The following is an 18600-nucleotide window of genomic DNA, read 5'->3' as shown; positions in this document are numbered from 1 at the left end:
ACACATAAAGGTAATTAATGTAAAATTATGACGTTGATACAGAAGTTAAGAAAGAGGTAACTACATGTTATCTCTTTTCTTTATGTTACATACATTCAACAAAGGAGAAGATTAGGGGGCCGTATAATGGACCAGTCCAGATTCATTAAAGATCTAAACGAATTAAGAGAAGGAGGGTATGTAAAAAAGAAGGATTATTTAAACGTGCTTGATGGCTATTACAGATATAGAGAAGATGTTAGAAATAAAGAAATCAATGAATCGATTTTACATACAGCAGAAGTTACGAATGATGAACCTAAACAAAATCCACAGCCAGTAAAAACAATAACTTCTCCACCAACAAAGCCGAAAGTGGAAATCACACCTGAACAGAGAAGAGAAAGAAATATTACAACTATAATGGCAGCGGGTGTGATTCTGCTTTTATTAGGAGGACTTACTCTAGCTACAAGCAACTGGGATGTGTTCAGTTCGATTACAAAAACAATGTTAGTTGGAGGGATCGCCTTATTATTTGGTGGTCTTGGCGTACTTTCTGAAAAAATACTTCAGATTAGAAAAACGGCGTTTACGTTCTTTGTTCTGTTTGCTTTGTTTATTCCAATTACCGTACTCTCGGCAGGTTATTTTGAATTGTTTGGGAGTTGGCTCAGTTTTTATGGCGAGGGAAGATATATATTAGGCGTTATGACGACTGTCGTCTGTACCCCTATCTATTATTATTTTGGTATGTACTTTAAATCCAAGTTATTCAGCTGGCTTACTTATGTTGCTATCGCAATTGGGTATGCGTATTTAATCCTTTCGTTGGGCTTAACAAAGGAAGCTTTTTATTTCGCTTATGCATTAGGAAATGTAGGATTTATTTCTTTGTATCATTTCAAAAAAGGAAAGCAATCTATATTTCTTCAAATCTTGCCTTTGTTTATACAAGTTAACTTGATTCTATCGACGCTGTTCATATTAATTCTATTTGAAAATCAACTTTATCAAAGCTTCAATATCATCTTAACTGCCGTATTATATTTATCGATGAGAATGGTCAATCAAAGAAAAGAATATGAACTTTTCTTTATCGGTTTTATCACGTACGGTCTTTATCAATTGATTCAAAACTCTCTATTAATAGAATATCGTTTGTTTTTGATCGTACTTATACCCCTCATATTAGTGGTGGTTGCTAATTTTTCAGATACAGTATTAAAAAAATACTACCAGCTTGCTAATGGAGTAATCTCTATATTTGCTTTCTTATATATAACCGTTGAAGGTGTGTTATTGTCTGTAGGAGAAGGCAGTGTGTGGTTGTTATTAGGGTATCTTGTTTTAGCTGGTAACTTTATATTCTTAAGCTACAATTCTACGTTTTCTTTCTTTAAATATTTGGCACCGTTCTACCTTTTCTGTGCGTTTATGGAAGTGTATCATGTGACCGGTGATCGCTTTGAAGATTATTGGACACTTGCAATCGGTATCTCAAGCGCATTAGCTTATTCTATCGGACAGTATCTCAAACCACTAAAGAGAGCAAGTCTATTAGTCGGCGGTGGAGGATTACTTATAAGTTTCCTCGTGTCCTTGGAGCTCGCTCATTATGGCCAAGGAAGTATGATTTCCGTCATTTTAATCATACTTTCTGTTCGTCATTTCTTAATTGAGAATGGAAAAGAAAGAATGTTAGCCACCTGGCTTGTACCGATTTTTACTTTTTTTGCTTTCTGTTTGTTGGGGATGAAGTTCTTGCCATCACCGACATTATCATATTCTTTACTTCTCGGAAGTGTCGTTACTTTAATTATCTATCTTTGGCAAAGAAAGCAGAAACTGCTTGCAACTTCATTTATTTCAATTACAACCATAACGACGACTCTGAATTTTTTGGTCATCTTAGTAGAAGGTAATTTTACGTGGCTAAAAATTTCATCGTCCATTTTCCTAATGATAGTGTTATGGTTTTTCACTAAACATTTTAATTGGTCGATTGGGTTCTCTGGTATACAGATTGCATTATTCTTTGCATTGATTTATTTAGCGGAACTACTTGGATTTACATTAGGTACTGAGGAATCCGTTTATGCGTTCATCCTCATTTCCTTTATGTTATTAATGAGTAGCGAGGTATTCCAAAAACTCGATTCAATCAGTGATTATCCAACGAAAGCTATATCGCACTTAATCACCTTAAACATAGGTTTTTATGCTTTACTCATAACAACTTCACCCGTTCCGTTCATTTTACTTGCGATCCTTTATGGAATATACGTATACCGTGCTCAAAAAGAATACGAAATTAGGTACAATCTTTATGCTAGTTTGATATTTTTAGCTATTGGTTTTCATTACTTAATTAACGGATGGCTGACAAATGAGGGACCTGTTCTTTATAGCATTCTTCTAGCAGGGTTTTATTTTATTTTAAATAATCAATGGAAAACTCGATTACGATTTTTCCTTGTACCTTTTTCCGTCATTTTCTTAGGAGAGTATATAACGATTAGAGGATCTGATGAGGTATTTCTTATAATTCATGCAGCAGCACTAATCGGGTTTATAGTGTTCTACCAATCGTTAAAACGGTACTGGAAATACGCATCAGTAATCATGTTGATCTATTTAATGATCGATTTAGAAGAATGGCTGTTGATAAATCGAATAGCCGCTGAAATGTATTCAATTGCTTGGTTCATCTCAGGCATACTGATATCACTGGCAGGTATGTATTTCTTTAAAAAGCTATACAGTGATTCTGATTATGTTCAATTTGATTTTTTTGCAGCTTTTGGATTGATTCATGTACTCACAGGATTGGTGCGATCGGAGAATATGTTAACAACGATTGGTCTATTCATACTTGCTATTCTTTTTTACGTTCAAGGAAATAGATTCTTGAATGTTTTGATCGGAAAGAGAATACTCCAAACGTGTTCTAGCATACTTGTCCTGTTTTCTTATTATTCACTTCTTGATCAATTTGATATCCCAGAGATTATTCAGACTGAACTTATTGTACTGCCTTGGATCTTATTAAGTTATGTGATCACAAGAAAAATGTGGGACATTTCGGACCATCTAGCTAATCTGGTTCAATATGTGTTACTTGGTGTAATAGGGATAACATTGATGATCGATGCGATAGAGAGCTATCAAGTCATGGATGCGATTATCCTTGGTTCATTATCATTTGCTAGTATCATTTATGGATTCATCTCAAAACAAAAAAGTTATTTCTTTACTGGATTGATCGTACTACTTCTGAATGTCTTGGTTCAAACTCGCCCATATTGGGGGAACATGCCATGGTGGGTATACTTATTATTAACAGGTATCCTTCTCATAGGTTTTGCTAGTTATAATGAATTTAAGAAACAAAAAGGAATTGATTCTCCGCCATTAAAGGATATAATTTTAAATAAATGGAAACATTGGTTTGGAGAGTGGAAATAACGTCTCTTCGAATAAGGGGGATTAATAAAGTGGAACAAGATCAAAACAAACCCAAGATCACAATGGGTATGCTTTTTCAAAACAAAGTAATTCGTACCATTCTTTTTTCGGTACTCTTTTTACAGATAGGGATATGGGTTCGTAACTATTCGATTCTATTGTACGTGATAGAAAAAACGAACGAAAATCCAATCGCGGTATCTTTAATATCTGTAGCAGAATTCGCTCCAATCTTTTTGTTTTCTTTCATTGGAGGAACATTCGCTGATAGATGGAAACCCAAAAAGACGATGATTTGGTGTGATCTATTAAGCGCTGTATCTATCTTTGTCGTATTATTAACGTTGCTTTTTGGAAGCTGGAAAGTCATATTCTTTGCAACACTCGTTTCATCGATTTTGTCTCAATTTTCTCAGCCATCAGGTATGAAGTTATTTAAGATACATGTACCTGAGGAGATGGTTCAGTTAGGGATGTCAATGTATCAAACACTTTTTGCTGTATTTATGATTCTAGGACCAATTCTAGGTACTTACGTATACCAGCAATTTGGAATTACAGCTGCGATTGCAATCATGGGAATCGCGTTCGTATTGTCTGCCGTAATTCTTCTATTACTTCCTCCTGATGAAGAAGTAGAAAAAACGGAAGAGAAACCATCCATTTGGTTAGAGATGAAAGAAGGTTTCAGCTATGTGCTCAACAGACGTTCTTTAACTTTACTAGGTGCATGTTTCGCCGTAGCCGGATTAGCTCTAGGCTTAACACAGCCGTTAACCGTTTTCTTAGTTACAGAGCAACTTGGTCTTCCAAAAGAGGAACTTCAATGGCTCATGGCCGCTTTCGGTACTGGAATGATACTAGGTGGAGGTTTAACCATCGGTATCGCGAGCAAAGTAAAGCCACAGTTATTATTGGCTCTAGGAATGGGAGCAAGTGCGATTGGATTTATGATTATGGGATTCTCCGAACATTTCTGGTTAACCTTATCTGCCGAGTTCATAAGTGGTCTATTCATGCCATGCGTTCATATTGGTATCAATACACTTATTCTCCAAAATACAGAGGCTAAATTCATCGGCCGTGTGAACGGAATATTAAATCCATTATTTATGGGTGCGATGGTTCTCACGATGTCTATTACCGGTTGGCTAAAAGAAACATTTTCACTTGTATTGATGTTTGAAGGGGCAGCACTTCTATTTGCAATTGGTATATTAACGATGCTACCACTTATTCGCCAAAAGGTTGTTCCAGTGACAGAAGTCGAGAAAGCCTAAATGTAAAGATCCTCAAAAGCTATCCTAAGCTTTTGAGGATCTTTTTTTATGTTTCGTGTTAGTTCAAGCTGAATCGCGTGTGTCGATAAGTGTCGAGGAATGTAAACTCGCGGATAAACAGCAAAAACTCGTGGATTGATGTAAGAAACTTTTGGATTCACACCCGAAACTTGTGGATTGAGTGTCAAAACTTTTGGATTCACTAATTAAATACTTAATTTACAGCCAGAAACAAACCATCTTAAAGTGCTGTTGATGCCATTTCAATCTCAAACCGTTTTTTAAGTCGTTTAAATGGGTATTATAGATATATTTCCATCGTTGAAATGAATATTGAATGTCTAAACATAAGGGGAATCTAACATATGTCTATCTCACCAGATCAACGTATAACATTACATGGGTTCAATAATCTTACTAAATCGCTTAGCTTTAATCTGTATGACGTTTGTTATACGAAAACGAGAGAAGAGCGGGAAGCTTATCTTGAGTATATTGATGAACAATACAACGCGGAAAGGCTAACGAATATTTTGCAAACTGTTTCCGATACGATTGGAGCTCATGTGCTAAATATAGCCAAACAAGATTATGTGCCTCAAGGAGCCAGTGTTACTGTACTTGTCTCGGAAGGTCCTATTGTTGAAGTACCAACTGATACATTTGATGAAAATTCTACAGCAATGCCAGAGTCTGTTGTGATGCAGCTTGATAAAAGTCACTTAACCGTTCATACATATCCTGAGTTTCATCCTGAAGAAGGAATCAGTACGTTTAGAGCTGATATCGATGTTTCTACTTGTGGAGAAATTTCACCGCTAAAAGCACTTAACCATCTGATTAACTCATTTGATATGGATATTGTGACGATGGATTATCGGGTTAGAGGATTTACACGAGATATAAAAGGTCACAAGCTGTTTATTGATCATGACATCAATTCAATACAAAACTATCTTTCTTCAGATATTAAAAAGGCGTATACAATGATAGATACAAATATTTATCAGGAGAATATTTTTCATACGAAGTGCAAATTAAAGAATTTTGAACTGAATAACTATCTTTTCGGTTATACCAAGGATGAAATTGATAGTGAAACTCAAGAACACATCACAGGGTTGATAAATGCAGAAATGGACGAGATTTTTTACGGAAGAAATATTAATTCTTCTAGACGTTAATACCTTATAGATGAACGGATCACTAAGATACTTTTAGTGGTCTTTTTTTTTGCGTGAACAATATGAACAAAATGCATTTTATGCGGTTAAACTTCCATTTAAAATTGTGAATGGTAGGATAATGAAAAGCAAATGAAAGCGCTATCATTAAAGAGGGGGATTTGAATAATGAAAACGAAGAAATGGAAAAAATGGCTTGTAGCAGGCGTCATACTTTCTTCACTTACAGCTTGTAGTTCCGGAGGCTCAGGTTCAAATGCAGGAGAATCTGATTATCCGAAAAAACCATTAACTGTAGTTGCTCCATCGGGTGCTGGAGGTGGTTGGGATCTTACTGCACGTTCGTTGACCAAAATTTTAGGTGAAACGAAAACAGTTGACCAAACGATGACTGTTGAAAACAAACCTGGAGGAGGTGGAGCTGCCTATCTTGCAGAATTTGCGACACAGCATAAGAAAGATGATTACAAACTCTATGTAAACTCTCCGCCGATCTTGATCAATAACTTAAAAAAAGAAGGAAATAGTCCGTACGGCTTTAAGGATACAACACCGCTTGCACAATTAACTAAAGACTTTGGAGCAATCGTTGTAAAAGAAGATTCAAAATACAACAATCTAAAAGAATTGATGGAAGCTGTTAAAAAAGATCCAAAGTCTGTCACAGCAGCTGGAGGATCCGCACCAGGATCCATGGACCATCTAGTAGCTGTTCTACCTGCTTACAAATCTGACATTGATCCTAAAACAGTCAAGTATGTTTCATACGATGGCGGTGGTGAAGCAATTGCAGCCCTATTGGGAGGCAATGCAGATTATATCGCAACCGATGCTTCTGCGGTAGGTGAATATTTAAAAGCTGGGAAAGTGAAAGTGCTTGGTATTTCTTCAACGGAACGATTAAAAGGTGACCTGGCAGATGTTCCGACATTTAAGGAAGCTGGAATCGATGCAGACTTCACGATTTGGAGAGGTGTCTTCGGACCGAAAGAGATGTCTGATAGTGCAGTGGCATATTGGGATAAAACATTAAAGAAATTAAATGAAAGTAAAGAGTGGCAGGACGAGCTAGAGCGGAACGGTTGGGAAGCGGAATTTAAAGATGGTAAAGAATTTGAAACCTTCTTAAAAGATCAAGAAAAACAAGTAGAAGACTTGTTGAAATCACTAGGAATGAACAAATAGATATGACATGGAGAAGTATTTTTACTTCTCCTTTTTTCAAAAAAGGAGGGAAGTACTTTGCAAACAAGAAAATTTGATCGTTATGCAAGCATCTTATTTGCTTTACTTGGAGCAGCTTTTTTAATAGAAAGCCGCAACATTTCGGAAAGTGCTTATGGAAGTGAAGTCGGACCTAACGTTTTTCCCTTTCTCTTAGGACTTATTCTTATATTACTTAGCGTTAAACTCTTTCTTGAATCGTTTAAAAATATACAAAAAGAAAAAAAGAACAAAGAAAGCTTACAGATTAAAAGGTTTATCATTATCTTAACTGCAAGCCTTCTGTACGCAGGTTTCATCGAAACACTAGGTTATATTTTAAGTACTTTCTTATTTTTGTATGTTTCTTTTCAAGCTATGGAAAGAGGAAGTTGGATAAAGAATGGAATCATTGCTTTGGCATTCTCATTCTTTGTCTATTACTTATTCGTTGTTGTGTTGGAAGGTTCTTTGCCTGGAATGCCAATTTGGTTTAGTTAGGAGGATTTTAGAATGGGAGTTATGGATTTTTTGATGCAAGGATTTCAAACAGCGATACAGCCACATAATCTATTCTTTGCTTTTATCGGAGTATTAATTGGAACGGCAGTAGGCGTTTTACCTGGTATTGGACCGATGAGTGGTGTTGCACTCTTAATTCCTGTAACAGCTACTTTTACTAGCGGAATGGATCCTTCTGCAGCAGCTACAAGTTCTATCATTCTTTTAGCGGGTGTGTACTATGGAGCTATGTATGGTGGATCTACTACATCCATTCTATTAAACACACCTGGTGAATCTTCATCTGTTGTTACAACACTTGATGGTTATCAAATGGCTCGGCAAGGCAGAGCAGGTGCTGCATTATCGATCGCAGCAATCGGTTCTTTCTTTGCCGGAATTGTTTCCATCATCGGATTGGTATTATTAGCAGATCCACTATCAGAGATTGCGTTGAAATTTGGACCTGCAGAATATTTCTCTTTAATGCTGTTAGGCCTTGCCGCAGTTAGTGGCTTGGCGGGAGGATCAATCACGAAGGCATGGATGATGACCGTAACCGGACTTTTGATCGCCACGATCGGAATCGATGCTGTTTCTGGCGTTGCTCGATTCACCTATGATATTCCTGTTCTGTTTGGCGGACTTGAATTTTTAACGGTTGCTGTCGGTCTGTTTGCATTAGGTGAGGTGTTTAAGACGGTTCTGCATAAAGAAGAAGACGCGGAAAAGGTTGCGAAAGTTGGGAGAGTCATCCCTTCTAGAGCAGACCTTAAAGAAAGTGCCGGACCCATTGCCCGAGGTTCTTTTTTAGGATTCTTTATTGGTGTCTTACCAGGCGCAGGCGCAACACTCGCTTCTTTCTTTTCATATATCGCTGAGAAGAAGATAAGTAAAAATCCTGAAAAGTTTGGAAAAGGTGCGATTGCCGGAGTTGCGGCTCCTGAGTCAGCAAACAACGCAGCTTCAGGAGGAGCAATGATTCCATTATTAACACTCGGAATTCCGGGATCTGGAACGACAGCGATTCTTATGGGAGCTCTTATTATGTATAACGTTCAGCCAGGTCCTTTATTGTTTAGTGATCACCCAGACGTGGCATGGGGGCTAATCGCTTCAATGTTTATCGGAAACTTGATGCTTCTTATCCTTAACATGCCGCTTGTTAAGGTTTTTGCAAAAATTATTGAAACACCAGCTAAATACTTGCTGCCTATTATTATTGCTATCTCTGTCTTTGGTGTTTACGCTGTACAAGTAACCACGTTCGATCTGTTTTTATTGATCGGCTTTGGACTTGCTGGATATTTATTAGCACAGAATGATTATCCTATTGCTCCTCTCGTACTCGGCTTAGTTTTAGGGCCAATGATTGAAAACAACATGAGACGTGCTTTAACAACATCAAATGGTGATTTTTTGGTATTTGTTCAACAACCTATATCTGCATTTTTCCTGATTTGCGCCGTTCTATGGATTCTCATACCTTTTATTCTGCGGTTAAAAGGAAAAAATGTTGTTGTAAACGTTGAAGGATAAAAGAAGAGAGGTAGAGAAGACTTTCTATTCTGAGAAAGTCTTTTCTATTTTTACGGAGGGAAACTATGAAACTGCAAACAAAATTAATTCTCATCAGCTGTTCCCTAATCTTTATAGTTATTGCCACATTAGCGGTTATCTTTCAAAATATGTTCGAAGACACGATGAAGAGTCAAATTGGGGAAAGGGCACTAAGTGTTTCTTATGCGGTAAGTAACAACCCGCTTGTTATTGATGCGTTTGAAAGTGATGATCCCTCAAAATCGATTCAGCCTTATGCAGAAAAGGTTAGAAAGAAAACGGGAGCTCATTACATCGTAGTTGGAAACAAAGAAGGTGTTCGTTATTCACACCCCATTAAAGAACGAATTGGAAAGAAAATGGTAGGTGGTGACAACCAAAAAGCCTTATCAGGTGAACCGAGTATAACTGAAGCAACAGGTTCTCTTGGTCCAGCAGTGCGAGGAAAATCACCTATTAGAAATAATGATGGCGAAATCATTGGATTAGTTTCAGTGGGTTTTCTTACCGATCAGATCAAAGAGGATATTTGGCCGTATAAATTAAAGATTATCATTATAGGTACCATTACTTTGCTGCTAGGAACACTCGGTTCTGTAATGATTGCAAAAGGAGTAAAAAGAGCCACCCATGGATTAGAACCAAAAGAGATCGGATTGTTATACAAAGAAAAAAGCGCGATCTTAGAAGCGATTAGAGAAGGGGTGATCGCTGTTAATCGGGAAGGTGAAATAACACTCGCAAATCATACTGCTCTTCAGATGCTTGAAACTGGAAGTGAAAATTTAATCGGGAAAAATGTGTTAAGAGCCATTCCGAATACAAGATTACTTGATGTCATTGCTTCTGGTCAAAATGAATTTGACGAACAGATGAAACTCGGAAACACGAAAGTTATCGCAAATCGAATTCCTATATTAGATAATCATGACCAAGTAATAGGTGCTGTCGCAACATTTAGAAACAGAGATGAGCTTTATCGATTAAATGAGGAACTCGCCCAAGTTAAAAGCTATAGTGAGGGCTTAAGAGCTCAAACTCATGAATTCTCAAATAAACTGTATTTAATTTCAGGTCTGATTCAGTTAGGTTCTTATCAAGAGGCACAAGACATTATTACGAAAGAGTCAAATGTTCATCAATACTTTACACAATTTATCATGGATCATATTTCTGATCCTTATATAGGCGGTTTGTTAATCGGTAAGTTTAATCGTTCGAACGAACTGAGAGTTGCCTTTGCAATTGATTCTGCCAGTCATTTAAAAGATATACCTGACTCGATGGACAGACAATTACTTGTTACCATTATTGGAAATTTAGTAGACAATGCAATGGATGCAGTAATGGAGTCGAGAGCGCATGACCCAATAGTAAAAATCAGTCTTTCTGATTTTGGAGAACAGCTGATCATTGAAGTTGAAGATAATGGAGGAGGAATTCCTGAAAATATCGCTAATATGTTATATAAAAAGGGATTCTCTACAAAAGGACAAGATCGTGGATACGGTTTATTTCTGATCAAACAAGCTGTAGAAGTATTAAACGGTCAAATATTTTATGAGAGAACAAAAGCAGACACAACGCTTTTCACTGTTATAATCCCGAAAGAATAGAGGATAGACATCATGAGCTCATGGGAAGTTTTTATCGTAGAAGACGACATTCGTATTGCTGAGATCAACCGAAAATTTGTTGAAAAAGTAGAAGGCTTTTCTGTATGTGGCATTGCATTAAACGAGGAAGAAGCAAAAGAACAGATTTCCATATTAAAACCTGATTTAGTTATCTTAGATATATATTTTCCAGATATGAATGGACTCGACCTGCTAAGGTGGATTCGAAGTGAATTTCGGGGAATGGAAGTCATCATGGTAACAGCTGCAACCGAGGTGAAAACCTTAAAACACGCTCTAGAGGATGGTATTTTTGATTATATAGTAAAGCCCGTAATCTTTCAGCGGTTTAAAGATACTTTATTGCAATTTAACGATTATAAGCAATCTATCACACAACTGTCAGCGGATAAAGAAATCAATCAAAACATAATCGATTCTTTGTTAAAACGTGAAAAGGCTGAGATTGAACCATTCTTACTTCCAAAAGGGATAGATCCTATTACACTAGAAAAGTTATTGACCATATTGATGCAGCACAAAAAAGGCTTTACTGCAGAAGACCTCGGACAGCGTACCGGAGTTAGCCGAACAACAGCAAGGCGATACCTGGAATATCTCGTTTCAGAACAAAAAGCAAAAGCAGACATCACTTATGGAGGTGTAGGCAGACCAGAGAGAATCTACAAATATGGACAATAGATAAAAGCGGCCTGTTTACCGGGTTGCTTTTCGTTTTAATTCTTATACTACTAAATATTAGTTAAGTTGATGTATAATGTTCTACATAGATTTATAGTTGAAAGAGAGTGAGCAATATGGGACGTAAATGGAATAATATTAAAGAGAAAAAGGCATCAAAAGACGCAAATACTAGCCGAATTTACGCTAAGTTTGGTCGTGAGATCTATGTGGCTGCAAAACAGGGTGAGCCTGATCCGGAATCTAATCAGTCATTAAAAGTTGTTTTAGAACGAGCAAAAACATATAGCGTACCTAAGAACATCATCGACCGTGCGATTGAAAAAGCAAAAGGCGGTTCAGACGAGAACTACGACGAGCTTCGTTATGAAGGTTTTGGTCCGAACGGATCGATGATTATTGTGGATACCTTAACGAATAATGTAAATCGTACAGTAGCGGAAGTTCGTTCTGCTTTTAATAAAAATAATGGGAACATGGGTGTTTCTGGTGCAGTATCATACATGTTCGATGCAACCGCTGTAATTGGTTTAGAAGGAAAGTCAGCTGATGATGTATTGGAATTGTTGATGGAAGCAGATCTAGATGTTCGTGATGTAATCGAAGAAGATGAATCTGTTATCGTATACGCTGAACCTGATCAGTTTCATGCTGTACAAGAAGCGTTTAAGAATGCAGAGATTACAGAGTTTTCTGTTGCAGAACTTACGATGCTTGCACAAAACGATGTGGAACTCACTGAAGAATCACAGGTTCAGTTTGAGAAATTAATCGATGCTTTAGAAGATTTAGAAGACGTGCAGCAAGTGTATCATAACGTAGATCTAAAATAATTCTATTCAAGTGATGGGCCGGTCCTTTTTATTGGACAGGCTCTTTTTTATAGTCAGAGCAAAAGAAAAAGCAACCGATTAATTCGATTGCTTTCTCATCCATAACATACAGATCGTAATAATCATAAATCCAACGAACGCAAGAAGTGGAATCGTAATGAATCCTAGCCAGTTGATATACTGACCTGAACATGGAACACCTGATGTACATACCTCAAAAGCCTTTAATGCAGGTATTTTTTGAAGAGCATAATGATAGCCAGAAACGATGATGCCCAGAAAGGATAGAGGAAGGACATATCGTGTGACTTTATGATCTTGTTGATAAAAAGCAACACCTAGCACAATTACTAACGGATACATCAATATCCTTTGATACCAGCAAAAATTACATGGCACGAACTTCATGACTTCACTAAAAAATAGACTTCCTACCAAGGAAACGATTGATGTTATCCAAGCGATCAACAAAGGTTTATTACCCACCTTTACTTACTCTCCTTCGCAGCATCATCAACCATTTCCTTTAAATCTTCTAAAGATGTACCTTCAAACTTTTTACCATTAACAAACAATGTAGGTGTGCTAGTTACACCAAGTTCACTTACAAGTGTTTCATCTGTTTTTAATGCTTTTTCATTATCCTTGTTCTTCCATGTTTCGGTTACTTTCTTAACATCTTCATCTGAAGTCACTTCACCAAGTGTTTCTGTTAAGAATTTCTCGGTAAAAATATCTTGTCGTTCTAGACTTTGATCGTCGGGCTGCTTTTCGTATAGCGTTTTATGAAACTCCCAAAACGTTTCATTTCCTAACTCTTTATAGACGGTTTCTCCAAAAATAGCAGATCGTTCTGAATCTACATTAATAAACGGATAGTTTAAGAAATAGAATTTCACCTTACCTGTTTGAATCAGTTCTTTGTCAATAAGCGGGAAGAATGACTCATTAAAGTTCTTACATGCAGGACACTTGTAATCTCCAAACTCAATAATATTAACAGCGGCATCTTTCTCACCTAAGTAAGGCTGGTTTTCATAGGAAATTTCTGCTGTGGACGTATCATTATTATCAAGTGCACCGCTGAACAGAAAAACAATCAATCCAAGAGTCAGAATACCAATCGTCCAAAAAAGCCAAACAGGAGAAGAGTTGTTCTTTTTCTTTGAGCTGTTTACATAAGCCTTATTCTTTTTTTGTTTACCCATTGTTCACCTCGTAGAATTTTTACTAAATAAAAAGAAGTTACTTTTATCGTAAACAAAGTTGACGGTATTTACAATGAAGAAATCATGAACATTCTATTTTAGTTGGAAACACTAACAATATTAAGGAATTTATAATTGAAAAAATAGATAACACTAGATTCCCCTATTAAATAAAAAAACTTGTATGCAAAAGAAGATTTTGGCAGTATAATTTTCTAGAAATTATATTAAACAAGTTTTCTGGGGGTCAGGGATGAAAAAGGTTGTAACTTTCTTATTGGCTATCACAATTAGCCTCGGCATTTTGCCATTGTCAGCGTTTGCGATTAATGCAAACGACAAAGAGTATAAAGCGTTCTTACAAGAGATTGGGTGGAATTCCAAGGATTTTGTTGCTTATTTAAACAGCAAAGATTGGACACTAAGAGATTTTGAATCGGTAGATGAACTTGGTACGCCTCTATCAGAAAGAGGTGTTCAATCTGTGTTAAAAGAGTTTGATATCAGCCGCGATAGACTTAATGAACTTCTTGTGGAATATGGATCTATTGAGGAAGGACAAGATGTTCTTGATGGAACTTACATTATTTTTGAAGAGGAATTGTTCGACGAAGTTGATTTTATGATCGGCACACCTATAGACGATAAAAACCTTCAAAAATTATTAAGTGATTATGATTTAAAATCCATTGAAGAACTGGATGCTTTATTAAAAGAAAACGATGATTCACGTGAAAACTATGAATATATCGAACACCTGGAATGGTCGGTTGATTATTATATTAATGGAGATGACTGGGAAGGAACTCTAATTAATGATGAAAACCTTCAACAGCTATTAAAAGATTACAACCTAGCTTCCCTTGCGGAACTGGATGCTTTATTAAAAGAAAATGATGATTCGAGAGAAAACTATGAATACATTGAAGATCTTGAAGGAGCCGTTGATTTTTATATAAATGGCGATGACTATATGGGTGATGATATCGAGGATCTATTTACAGAGATTGATTTAACAGAAACAGAAATAGAAAATCTATTGGCTCATATGGAGACTCTGAATTGGGAGGATCCAGCGTTCCTTGATCAGATGATGACTCTTGCGGAAAGAATGATGGCGTTTGAAGATTTTGAAACAGCAGACGAACTTACTTCCGAACAAGTTGCTGAACTTCTTTCCATCTTTTCTGAGATGAAACAACTATTACAACTTGAGACAAAGTATTATCTAGTTGTTGATGGACAAAAACAACCTGTTTCAATGGATGCATTAATGAAGATGGAAACGACAAATGGAAATGATCTTATCATGGAAGTATACAATTTGAATGGAAAACTATTAGCAGATATCCGCATTACAGCCGAAATGTTTGGATCTGAACTGATACAAGAAACAGGAAAAGATATTCAAGAAGTTGAAAAGATTGTTTCTGCAGCACCGACGAAATCGAGTCCACCTGTAAAAACAGTGAAAGGCGGAAAACTTCCTAAAACCGCTACAAACCATTTAGAGTACTCCTTATATGGATTAGTTGTTTTAGCGGCAGGCATATACCTATTTAGAAGATTTCGCGTCAAAGGAATCTAATGAGAAGTAGAGGTAGCATTCGTAAGATACTTCTGATCTTTTCTTTTGTTTTAATTTTACTCGGTGTTTGGTTTAGTACAACAAATGCTTATACATTTATAAAAGGGTATTTGCTCTTTCAGACTGGTCAGACAAAGATTGTAAAGAGTGTGGAAAAACCCTCAAGACAGCAAGAAAACTTAAATCAAGAATCCCTTTATTCGAAAAGACCAAATAAAGGTGAGAATATCGGGAAATTGCTTATACCAAAATTAAATGCTACACTCCCTATTTTTCATGGAACGGATGAAGAGGAGTTAGAAAGGGGTGTAGGTCATTTTGAAAAAAGTGTCTTACCAGGAGAACAGGATAATTCGGTTCTTTCAGGACATCGAGATACTGTTTTCCGCAAGTTAGGTGAAGTAGGAAAGGGTGACAAGTTGATCGTAGAAACGTCAGCAGGTACCTTTACTTATAGAATTAAACATGTGCGCATTGTTGATAAAGATGACAGGACCGTCATCGTACCTAAACCGAGAGCAACATTAACTGTATCCACATGTTATCCATTTGATTTTATAGGTGCATCACCTGAGCGTTATATTCTTGTAGCTGACTTGATATCACAAAAATTAACATAATCTACTTAGACAACATGAGCTATTTCTGTTGTCTTTTTTTTGACCAGATTTTCAACATGTGTAACCATCTTTTGTTTAAAAGCTAACCAAAACAGGTATGAATACCAATAATGCTTAAGGGTCTAAAGAATTTCCCCCTGATACATACTTAGAATAAACAACTAGAAAGTCGGAGGTAGAACATGAAGAAAATATCATTGATAATAGCAGCGTGTATCATCATTGTGTTAGGCGTTGTTTTTGGAGTTTACTCCTTTAATTCCAAAGAAATGGAAGTTACTGCTCTTGGAGATTCACTCGCATACGGATTAGGTGATACAAAAGATAATGGGTATATAGGAGATGTTGAAGATCGGTATGAAGAGGATTTAAACAAACATCTTGTTGTACATGACTTTGGAGTTCCGAATGATACAAGCACAGACTTACGTAAGCGGTTGGAAAATCCTGAGATAGCAAAGACAGCTGAAAGTTCTGATGTGATTTTCATCAATATTGGAACGAATGATTTTCTGAAGAGCACAGATCTATTAACGAAATTCAACAAAGAAGAGCTTGCAGCAAACGAGGAAATCTATAAGGAGAACCTGAACCAGATCATACAACAGGTACAAAATAAAGAAAATCCGAAGACCATCTATATATTAGGGATCTATAACCCTAAAGCTGAATGGAGTGATATGGCTGTTGTCAACAAGGCTGTATCAAATTGGAATCGATCCACGATTGAAGTGACAAAGAAAAATAAAAACACGGCTTTTATACGCACGGATGACCTCTTCATCGACAAGAATAAACGCGATTATTTCTCTGACAAACTTCACCCTAACGAAAAAGGATACGCATTAATCGGCAAAAGAGTTTACGAAACCATCCGGCATAGTTCAGATTATAAATAATGGATAAACATTGACGCACAAAGAACAATCTGTTAATCTACAAAACGTTACAATAAATTAATTAAATAAAAGTCCTCACATTAATCTCTGTGAGGTAGAGGTCGCATGAATTATGAGTAGAACTGTTAGAGGCAAGTGGTGCTTTTGACAACAGTTTAAAAGGAATTGATGCCGAAATGGGTTGATATCCACGTAACAACCTATTGGGGCTGCATTGAACAAGTGCAGAACTGTCGCAGAACTTTCTGCGTTGAGCTATGAGAGATTTTAGGAGGATGCTGATTATATTCACGTATGGGCGTTTCCATACGTGTTTTTTTATTGGCTTTTATCAACAGGAGGTACTTACATCATGAAAAGTAATAATTGGAGCGTGTGGCTGCTAACTGCATTTGTCGTTGGAAACATGGTAGGCTCGGGAATCTTCATGTTACCGAACACATTAGCTCAAACAGCTAGTCCAATTGGCGTTACAGCGGCATGGGCAGTTACAGGATTTGGCGTATTGATGATCGCGTTAGTTTTTGGGTCACTAGCCATAAGAAAACCAGAATTAACAGCAGGTCCTCAAAGTTATGCTAGAGCTTTGTTCTCCAATCCAAAAGCAGGTAATGTAGCAGGATTTAGCATGGTGTGGGGATACTGGGTCGCGAATTGGATCAGCAACGTTGCTATCATCACGAGTTTTGCTGGATATTTATCAACATTTTTCCCAATGATGAGAAGTTCAAATGTTATTGGAACAGTACTTAATCAAGATATTCAGTTAGGTAAGTTTATTACGTTTGCAGTGTGCACCGTTCTTTTGTGGTTTACACATTTTATTCTAATAAAGAGCATGAACGGAGCAGGTAAACTTAATTTTGTTGCAACTGCTTCTAAGGTAATCGGATTTATGTTATTTATTGTGGCTGCACTCTTCGCAGTAGAGTCAACCATCTTTGCTGATGCATACTTCCCAATTGTAGACAATGAAGGGACCTCTCATGGTCTTGGAAGTCAGATCAATATGGCGGCCATTGCTACATTATGGGCCTTTGTTGGGATTGAATCAGCTGTAGTTTTATCCGGAAGAGCTTCTTCACAACGAGATGTAAAAAAAGCAACGATTGTGGGTCTGCTTATAGCATTAAGCATTTATATGATTACAACACTACTTACGATGAATGTTCTTCCACGAGAAGTTCTAATGAGTTCAGACAAACCATTCGTTGATGTATTATCCGTTCTGATTGGGAATACGGGGGCTTCCTTAATGGGTTTGTTAGCTGTTATCTCTTTATTCGGTTCAACGATCGGCTGGATTCTCTTAAGTTCAGAAGTTCCATATCAAGCAGCCAAATCAGGTGTGTTTCCCGCTATCTTTGCTAAAGTGAATAAAAACGGAAGTCCAGTGAACGCATTAGCTGTAACCAACATCATGTCTCAAATTTTTATCTTCTCTACGATATCAGGTACGATTGGTGAAGCTTATACATTCTTAACTACTTCAGCAACGCTCGCATATTTAATTCCGTACTTGATCTCTTCCATTTACTTTTTAAAGCTTGTCTATAGTGGAGAAACTTATAACGAGATAAAAGGATCACGCGTAAGAGACGGAGTGATTGCCTTATTAGCATTTATCTATTCCAGCTGGGTAATCATCTCGGGAACATCCGATGCGAAGACTTTCACTTTAGGAATCGGATTATTTTTCTTAGGTTTCCTTGTATATCCTGTCTTCAATAGATTTACGCCTAAAAACAGTAAAAATCGTAAAGTCGCTTAAAGTGGTTTTCTTTTTCAGTCCTTTAACGTATAATGTGAGTTAACTTCATACAGCTCGTATAATCGCAGGGATATGGCCTGCAAGTTTCTACCAAACCCCCGTTAAGGGTTTGACTACGAGTGACGCAAACTATCCATGCATCTTTCTATAGATGTATTGGGCTATTTATGTGTTCCGATTTCATTTAA

The 18600-nt window shown here is 36.9% G+C and carries 15 protein-coding genes and 2 riboswitches; of the genes, 13 read left to right on the top strand and 2 right to left on the bottom strand.

Annotated features, from left to right (window positions below; genetic code table 11):
* Positions 1–126: 126 nt before the first annotated feature.
* The 9 genes from FS458_RS10545 (at position 127) to FS458_RS10505 (ending at position 12326) form a co-directional block, all read left to right on the top strand.
* The gene (locus FS458_RS10545; RefSeq protein WP_144700358.1) at positions 127–3447 is read left to right on the top strand and encodes a hypothetical protein; all 3321 of its coding nucleotides are present in this window, start codon (positions 127–129) and stop codon (positions 3445–3447) included.
* Between the two features lie 62 nt (positions 3448–3509).
* The gene (locus tag FS458_RS10540) at positions 3510–4727 is read left to right on the top strand and encodes an MFS transporter (protein ID WP_144703494.1); all 1218 of its coding nucleotides are present in this window, start codon (positions 3510–3512) and stop codon (positions 4725–4727) included.
* A gap of 365 nt (positions 4728–5092) precedes the next feature.
* On the top strand, positions 5093–5911 hold the full coding sequence (gene speD / locus FS458_RS10535; protein ID WP_144700356.1) for an adenosylmethionine decarboxylase: 819 nt from the start codon (positions 5093–5095) through the stop codon (positions 5909–5911).
* A 168-nt stretch (positions 5912–6079) separates the two neighbouring features.
* Positions 6080–7096 carry a Bug family tripartite tricarboxylate transporter substrate binding protein gene (locus tag FS458_RS10530; protein WP_144700354.1) on the top strand — a complete coding sequence of 339 codons (1017 nt, stop codon included), beginning with the start codon at positions 6080–6082 and terminating at the stop codon, positions 7094–7096.
* Positions 7097–7153: 57 nt separating this feature from the next.
* Complete coding sequence (locus FS458_RS10525; RefSeq protein WP_144700352.1) at positions 7154–7615, top strand: tripartite tricarboxylate transporter TctB family protein; 462 nt, start codon at positions 7154–7156, stop codon at positions 7613–7615.
* Between the two features lie 12 nt (positions 7616–7627).
* Positions 7628–9154, top strand: a complete 1527-nt coding sequence (locus FS458_RS10520) for a tripartite tricarboxylate transporter permease (protein ID WP_144700351.1) — start codon at positions 7628–7630, stop codon at positions 9152–9154.
* A 65-nt stretch (positions 9155–9219) separates the two neighbouring features.
* Positions 9220–10791, top strand: coding sequence for an ATP-binding protein (locus FS458_RS10515; RefSeq protein WP_144700349.1), 1572 nt, complete (start codon positions 9220–9222; stop codon positions 10789–10791).
* Positions 10792–10803: 12 nt separating this feature from the next.
* Positions 10804–11493 (top strand): response regulator, encoded by a 690-nt coding sequence (locus tag FS458_RS10510; protein ID WP_144700347.1) that lies wholly within the window; start codon positions 10804–10806, stop codon positions 11491–11493.
* 116 nt (positions 11494–11609) lie between these two features.
* Complete coding sequence (locus FS458_RS10505) at positions 11610–12326, top strand: YebC/PmpR family DNA-binding transcriptional regulator (protein WP_144700345.1); 717 nt, start codon at positions 11610–11612, stop codon at positions 12324–12326.
* A gap of 78 nt (positions 12327–12404) precedes the next feature.
* Here FS458_RS10505 and FS458_RS10500 read toward each other — a convergent pair whose 3' ends face one another.
* Together FS458_RS10500 and FS458_RS10495 are read right to left on the bottom strand one after the other, a co-directional pair.
* Positions 12405–12812, bottom strand: coding sequence for a disulfide oxidoreductase (locus FS458_RS10500; RefSeq protein WP_144700343.1), 408 nt, complete (start codon positions 12810–12812; stop codon positions 12405–12407).
* A 2-nt stretch (positions 12813–12814) separates the two neighbouring features.
* On the bottom strand, positions 12815–13534 hold the full coding sequence (locus FS458_RS10495; RefSeq protein WP_144700341.1) for a DsbA family protein: 720 nt from the start codon (positions 13532–13534) through the stop codon (positions 12815–12817).
* Positions 13535–13787: 253 nt separating this feature from the next.
* On the opposite strand from FS458_RS10495, the gene FS458_RS10490 reads away from it, so the two are divergent.
* The 4 genes from FS458_RS10490 (at position 13788) to FS458_RS10475 (ending at position 18412) form a co-directional block, all read left to right on the top strand.
* Positions 13788–15122 carry a processed acidic surface protein gene (locus FS458_RS10490; protein WP_144700339.1) on the top strand — a complete coding sequence of 445 codons (1335 nt, stop codon included), beginning with the start codon at positions 13788–13790 and terminating at the stop codon, positions 15120–15122.
* Positions 15122–15742 (top strand): class D sortase, encoded by a 621-nt coding sequence (locus FS458_RS10485; protein ID WP_144700337.1) that lies wholly within the window; start codon positions 15122–15124, stop codon positions 15740–15742. The genes FS458_RS10490 and FS458_RS10485 overlap by 1 nt, the downstream gene beginning before the upstream one ends.
* A gap of 182 nt (positions 15743–15924) precedes the next feature.
* Positions 15925–16641 carry a GDSL-type esterase/lipase family protein gene (locus tag FS458_RS10480; RefSeq protein ID WP_144700335.1) on the top strand — a complete coding sequence of 239 codons (717 nt, stop codon included), beginning with the start codon at positions 15925–15927 and terminating at the stop codon, positions 16639–16641.
* Between the two features lie 87 nt (positions 16642–16728).
* Positions 16729–16907, top strand: a riboswitch (Lysine riboswitch).
* An 83-nt stretch (positions 16908–16990) separates the two neighbouring features.
* Positions 16991–18412 carry an amino acid permease gene (locus tag FS458_RS10475; protein ID WP_391503407.1) on the top strand — a complete coding sequence of 474 codons (1422 nt, stop codon included), beginning with the start codon at positions 16991–16993 and terminating at the stop codon, positions 18410–18412.
* Between the two features lie 34 nt (positions 18413–18446).
* A riboswitch (purine riboswitch) is annotated at positions 18447–18548 on the top strand.
* Positions 18549–18600: the final 52 nt, after the last annotated feature.

Origin of the sequence: Fictibacillus phosphorivorans, assembly GCF_007673525.1 — a bacterium.
Taxonomy (GTDB): domain Bacteria; phylum Bacillota; class Bacilli; order Bacillales; family Fictibacillaceae; genus Fictibacillus; species Fictibacillus phosphorivorans_C.
This window is presented reverse-complemented; position numbering and strand designations above follow the sequence as displayed.